5 protein-coding genes are annotated in these 6,000 nt (G+C 62.4%); 4 read left to right on the forward strand and 1 reads right to left on the reverse strand.

Annotated features, from left to right (window positions below):
- Positions 1-1,887 precede the first annotated feature (1,887 nt).
- The 4 genes from IE195_RS26655 (at position 1,888) to IE195_RS02265 (ending at position 4,654) form a co-directional block, all read left to right on the forward strand.
- Positions 1,888-2,187, forward strand: coding sequence for an SdpI family protein (locus IE195_RS26655; RefSeq protein ID WP_225943658.1), 300 nt, complete (start codon positions 1,888-1,890; stop codon positions 2,185-2,187).
- An 82-nt stretch (positions 2,188-2,269) separates the two neighbouring features.
- On the forward strand, positions 2,270-2,896 hold the full coding sequence (locus IE195_RS02255) for a sporulation delaying protein family toxin (protein WP_191267542.1): 627 nt from the start codon (positions 2,270-2,272) through the stop codon (positions 2,894-2,896).
- Between the two features lie 238 nt (positions 2,897-3,134).
- Positions 3,135-3,650 carry an SdpA family antimicrobial peptide system protein gene (locus IE195_RS02260; protein WP_191267543.1) on the forward strand — a complete coding sequence of 172 codons (516 nt, stop codon included), beginning with the start codon at positions 3,135-3,137 and terminating at the stop codon, positions 3,648-3,650.
- Positions 3,650-4,654 carry a sporulation-delaying protein SdpB family protein gene (locus IE195_RS02265; protein WP_225942567.1) on the forward strand — a complete coding sequence of 335 codons (1,005 nt, stop codon included), beginning with the start codon at positions 3,650-3,652 and terminating at the stop codon, positions 4,652-4,654. The genes IE195_RS02260 and IE195_RS02265 overlap by 1 nt, the downstream gene beginning before the upstream one ends.
- Positions 4,655-5,243: 589 nt before the next feature.
- Here the strand turns inward: IE195_RS02265 and IE195_RS02270 are convergent.
- On the reverse strand, positions 5,244-5,564 hold the full coding sequence (locus IE195_RS02270; RefSeq protein WP_191267548.1) for a MerR family transcriptional regulator: 321 nt from the start codon (positions 5,562-5,564) through the stop codon (positions 5,244-5,246).
- Between the last annotated feature and the right edge of the window lie 436 nt (positions 5,565-6,000).

The following is a 6,000-nucleotide window of genomic DNA, read 5'->3' on the forward strand; positions in this document are numbered from 1 at the left end:
AGCAACCGACGCAGATCCCCCTACCGATGTCGCTGGAGATGGCCCTGCGGTAGGCGATCCTGGCGTACTCCGGCCGGGAGCTGGGAGAGATGGTCTGAAGGAAGAACTCTGATGCTCCCTCATCCTCGGCTTCCAGGATCCCGTCCTTGTCCAACGCCGACAGAACGGGGACGGCTTCCTCACAGGTAGTGCCTGGGAAGATTGACCACCGGTTGTGCTGAGGTGGTGGTCAGTGGCCGCGTGCTTGCGGAGGCCGCATAGTGGTCACGGCACGCTGGCCTTGAGTATCCAGCGGATTCTGACGGCACCCTGGTGGTGCCCGAACTAGCTCCGTTGTGGCTCCGGTGCTCCGGAACCCCCTGGTCTGCGGTGGTCTTCCGTGGTCTCCGACGGCACGGCAGCACCCGGGCAGGCCGGAACGAACCACCACATGGTTGCACGAACCGCCCACCATCCCGCCGACTTTTAATCCGCGGGTTCGGGGTTCGATCCCCCGGGCCCTACCAGGGATAACCCCAGGTCAGAGCGTGTTTGATGCCGCTGATGACCTGGGGTTTTCGTATGTCCGGGGCCTCGGAGGAACTCCGGATGCGTTCCCCGGTTCAGAGCGACTGCCATGTTCGGGACAGGCATGACCTTGATCGCCACAGCCGTCCGCCACCTGTCTCACCAGCTATCACGCACCAACTCGTTGAAACTCTCGCCATAGACCGGCGAAGGAATGGCAGAGTACGAACCTCGTTTGCGGGTCGTGACACGTTCGTCAACCAGCACCCCGTTCGTCGAGGGATCACTCACCCGGGGCTGTGGTGCAGTGAGGCTCGATTCCACGAAGCAAATACCGATGGTCGGCGACCCATCAGTAGATTGCGTAGGCGCACCAGCCAAGCAGCGGCAGGCGGTAGATACGGGTCAGGGGGATGCCGAAAACGGCCTGACAAGCTGCGTCCATAGCTCCGGCGCCGACTGAGGCGCTATTTTCTGAGCCGAACCATCGAACTCTTTCAAACGCTTGTTCTCGCGTTATTTCAGTCACCTTCAAAACATGGTGCCCCTGCAACGGAAACGTGCGTAGGCGGTGATCGTGGTCGCGGCACAACAGGGCTTCACCGCGCGAGTACAGAAACCACAGTCACCGCCGAAGACCAGCATTATACTTCACTGCGGAAAATAGAGGCCCCCACTGAGTTCGTTGATACGAATCCGGGATACAATGTCCCCGCTGGAAATAATGACGTCTTTACTGCCCAATTCTTACACCCCCAACGAGTCCTGCGGAGGATTTCGGAAGGGTTCACGAATTTAGGCGCGGCTGATTTCGGACATCGCGCATGGCATATTCTTCTCACCGCCGAAACCCCAGGCCATGCTTTTAAATGCAGGCCAGAAGCAGCCTTTACCTGCGGCCTTCCATGTTAGTGATGATGTATTTCACACATAGAGATCGAGCCGAAACCCAGGGCGTGCCGACATTTTATAGAATCGCAACACAAAGGCGCTGACCAGGAAAAATTACCTTCCTTTCTCAGCTTGTCTTCCCAACGTCAGCGCAAGCACCTCCCTGCCTTGCAGGGCCTCAAGCCCTGACTCCATGGTCTTCATCATTCCTGGTCATGGCCATTCCTGCCAGACGAACCGACCGACTGCATGCTTACGGAGCGAGGGCATGAGACGTCTTACGCCCTCACGATGCTTGACAACCCACTGCATTGACGCAGTGGGCCCTCACACGATTCGATAGGCGCTGCCGCGAGCAACTCGCGTCACTACAGTGACCACAATCAAAAGAAATGCGCGACCATCATGGAAGTACTAGCCTCGCTCCTCAGTGCTGCAGCAGGCATTGCCGCCGTATCTGGAGTGGCCCACCACATCAGACGAGCAACCATGAGCGGGAACCTGGGAAAGAACTCCGCGGTCGGCCTAAGAACGCGAATCACGAAGTCGTCGGATGCCGCCTGGGAATCAGGCCACAGGGCCGCTGCCCCATGGTTGCTGGCCTGCGCCTACACAGGATATTCCAGTAGCGTACTGACAGTCGTGTTTGCGGTTGTGGCGGCTGTCGGAGGATTTTCCGGAGTCGGGGCCATGATCATCCCAGCCATCGGATTTGTGGCCGTTATCATAATTCTCGTGGTCGCGACGGCCATTGCCCATAGAGCTGGCAAGGACGCCATTCACAAATAAAGGAGAAGGGGTTTACGGTTTGAAGAACCGGATCACAGCCACTGCGGTGGCCGCAACGCTCGTCGTTGGCTCCACGGTTACCGTGTCGACCTCCGCCTTCGCCGACACCACGCCCCCGGTCAACTCCAACGCCTCCGGGAACGAGAGCCGAGCCGAGCTCATCCAGAACACGGAGGAGTTCCGAGAGGCAGCACACTACTCCCAGGAGGAGATTCTCCAGCTCCTCCTGGCGGGCCAGGGGCCCATCGCCGAGGCCCACCCCGACCTCCTCGACACGCTGGGATTCTCTCCGGAGAAGCCCCACACCGATGAGGAGGCCCTGGACCAGCTCATCAGCGACTACCTCACCTACGAGAAGGACTTCGAGGAGAAGGTCGCCGTACCGGTACGGACCGGCGATCCGCAGAAGGTGGAAGCGGCCCTGGTTGCGCTCTCCGAGTCCTTCATGGGCTTCCTTGACGCCTCCGCAGACAACACCGGCAGTTCGCCCACCGCAGCCGGCTGGACCTACCAGGGGGTCAACGTAGCGATCTACGCCAACGCGGTCGGCGTGGTCAACGTCGCCGGCTACACCAACGCGGGGGTCGCGACCCTTGCATTGGCGACGCTCGCGGTTGTGACCCTCTACTTGGAGGACGAGGACGCCAGCCAGAACGGCTTCGAGAAGCAGCACGTCATCAACGAGCTCACCGAGGCCATGGCCAGCTGATCTGTTGACTGTGAGGCTCCCGGCGGAGACGGCTTGAACCCTTCATCTCCTCCATTCCGGAAGTCTCTGAGCCGCTCTCGGGCGGCCAGTCGGGGCCGCGCCTCCGCGCGGGGTCCCGACCCTGTCGGTATGTCGGTAGAGAATCAGTGACGAAGAGGCTTATCAATTGGCCGCTCACCAAACCGGTGCGGAGAAGGATGCTGACAGAGGGCACCGGGGCGCTGGCGCATCGGTCACCTTGGCCCTGGTCATCCTCGCTCTTGCGGGATCGATCTTCTATGCCCTCCCCAGTAACACCCTCTCCTTTCGCGACGGCGGAACCGTGCGAACCCTCTTCGCGCGCACCATGCCGCAGAATTGGGCGTTCTTCACCAAGCCGCCGAACGATCCGGAGCTCGTGCCTTACACAGTCAACGAGGCTGGAGCCGTCGAATTCGCCTCCACGATGCCTAACGGGAGGGTCGACAATCTTTACGGGTTGAGCCGCACACAGCGTGCGCAGGGCCCGGAGATCGCCAACCTGGCCAATCAGATCGAGGAGTGGACGGACTGCGGATCTCTGAATGGTGATTGCCTAAGCGGGGTGGCTTCGGGTGCACCCGTCCAACGAATCGAGAACACTTCTCCGGTACCGACGCTGTGCGGCAAGGTCGTCATAGCCAGGACTGAGCCTGTGCCCTGGACTTACCGGGACAAATACCGGGGTTGGAGAATCGACGACGAGATGGCGCTGATCGAGGCCCGATGCCAGTAATGACCGCAGTGAAGGCAACAGCGAACCGGGTGTTCTCCCGCGTTTCTGCCGCCTCCGCAGCCTTCCCGGAGCAGTCTCGCGTCCTAGGCCTGGGACGCACCATCGTGGCACTCGCCCAGGCGTCCGTGCTCGGGCTGACCCCCTCGGCCTACCTGTTCGTACCGGTCGGAACTGACGAGTTCGAGCCCACGTGCGACGCCCCGTACGCAGTGGGTGCCTACTGCCTCGCAAACGGCATCGATCGGCAGATCGTCAGCTGGTTCCTGCTGGCGATCCTCCTCGTAGTCGCCTCCGGCCTCCTACCGAGATACACGGCACTGCCGCACTTCTGGGTCTCCTTCTCCATCCACGGTCATATCGCCCTTCTGGACGGTGGAGAGACCGCAGCGCAAGTCGGCACTGCATTCCTCGTACTGGCCTGTGCAAACGACCGCAGGATGTGGCACTGGCAACGGCCTCGCAATCCCGAGAAAGCATCAGTGTTCCAGGGCGTTGCGTGGGCGGGCCACTGGGGCCTGCGACTACAACTGGCCTACCTGTACTTCAACAGCTCAGCTGCCAAGCTGGCTGTTGAGCAGTGGGGGTCGGGAACCGCCGTGTATTACGTCACCCGTATGGAGTCGTTCGGAGCGTCCGGGCTGTTCGCCGACACTGCTCTGTGGCTCACGGCCGTACCGGCGGCAACCCTCGTGCTGTCGTGGGGCACGGTCGTGGGAGAGGCAGGACTGGCATTCTTGATCTTGCGAGGCGGCCGTATGCAGGTCTTGGCCTTCGCCGTGTGCGCAGTGCTGCACATCGGGATCATACTCAGCATCGGCATCGTGAGTTTCGGGCTTACCATGGTCGGCTTGGTGATGTGCGCGACGTCGCGGGGTCTGTCCGAGTACGCACGCAGGACACGTGTCCGCGGTCAAGAGGATCGGGAGGTCCTCGGGCCGAGCACCCAGGCACCCAAGGCCTCGGAGAAGCCCGCGAAACGGCCGCAGACTACCGGACAACACTGATCGGCCCAGCTCTCCCGCAGCTAGCGAGTTGGTGCGTGATAGCTGGTGAGGAAGGTGGCGGACGACTGCGGCATGATCCGACCGTGGCGATCAAGGTCAACCTTGCGCCCCTGTCCCATCCGTGGCTTACCGGGACCTCCCAGAACCACCTGGCCGTTTGACCTAACCCTGGCAGGCCGCTCTCGAAGCTCGAGTCACCGATCCGCACCTCGTGGGTGACCGGATTATCTCCGTGGTGGCTCCGGTGTTCCAGAACCCCCTGGTCTGCGGTGGTCTTCCGTGGTCTCCGGTAGCACTGCGGGGCCCAGGCAGGTTGGAACGAAACACCACATGGCGTCGCAAATCACCCATCATCCGATGGACTTTCAAGCCGCGGGTTCCGGTTTCGATCCCCCGGGGCCCTACCAGGGAGAACCCCGGTTCGGAGCGTGTTTGATGCCGATGCTGACCTGGGATTTCCGTATGTTCGGGCCCGTGCCCGGCGGGAAGGGCGGGCGGAAAAGGAAATCCCCGCCCGGTTCAGGGGCGGGGCTGCTGTTGAGTCTCAGAACAAGGCTCGGGCGGGCACCCGGGGCCGGGCGGTACACCCTCAGTTGGACGGGTCGGCGGCGCGCAGTTCCTCGTTCATGCGCTTGGCCTCCTCCAGCTGGTCCTCCAGGATGATGATCCTGCACGCGGCCTCGATCTGGGTGCCCTCGTCCACGAGTTCACGCGCCCGGGCGGCGATCCTGAGCTGGTAGCGGGAGTAACGGCGGTGTCCGCCCTCCGAGCGCAGCGGCTCGATCAGCCGGGCCTCACCCAGTGCGCGCAGGAACGCCGGCGTGGTGCCGAGCATCTCCGCGGCGTTGCCCACCGTGTAGGCGGGGTAGTCGTCATCGTCGAACCGGTCACCGATATCGGCACGGGACAAATGCGTGTCTTCCTTCTCCTGAACGCACGTCGAGGGCCCCAGCGCCGCCTGGCGCTGGGGCCCGAGAGTTCAATACCACCTACCGGCCGCTGCCGGTCTTCCGCTTCCCGGGGTCAAGCTGGGACGGGATAGCGGGGATCGCGGTTGTGTGACCGTGGACCACCTTCTTCCGAACCGGGGCCTGCGGTACCCGAGCGGAACAACCCACGCTCAGGCGATCCTGATGGCATCTACTCCTCTCGATCTCAATTCGTGCAGTGCTATCTGCTGTCCTACCGGCTCCCGGCGCCTTGAAGCACGTGCGCGCCGTCGAGCCGTCCTGCTTCCTGCTACGGCATCCCCTGTCCGAGCGGAACGCCGGTACTGCGTTACTGCTTTACCTCAGTACTGCTGTCCTACCGGCTCCCGGCGCCTTGAAGCACGTGCGCGCCGTCGA

Source organism: Nocardiopsis terrae, from assembly GCF_014651695.1.
GTDB classification, from domain to species: domain Bacteria; phylum Actinomycetota; class Actinomycetes; order Streptosporangiales; family Streptosporangiaceae; genus Nocardiopsis; species Nocardiopsis terrae.

Excerpts from the sequence above, each read along its gene's own strand:
- IE195_RS02265 (WP_225942567.1), top strand. The coding sequence starts at position 3,650 with ATGACCGCAGTGAAGGCAACAGCGAACCGGGTGTTCTCCCGCGTTTCT.
- IE195_RS26655 (WP_225943658.1), top strand. The coding sequence starts at position 1,888 with ATGAGCGGGAACCTGGGAAAGAACTCCGCGGTCGGCCTAAGAACGCGA.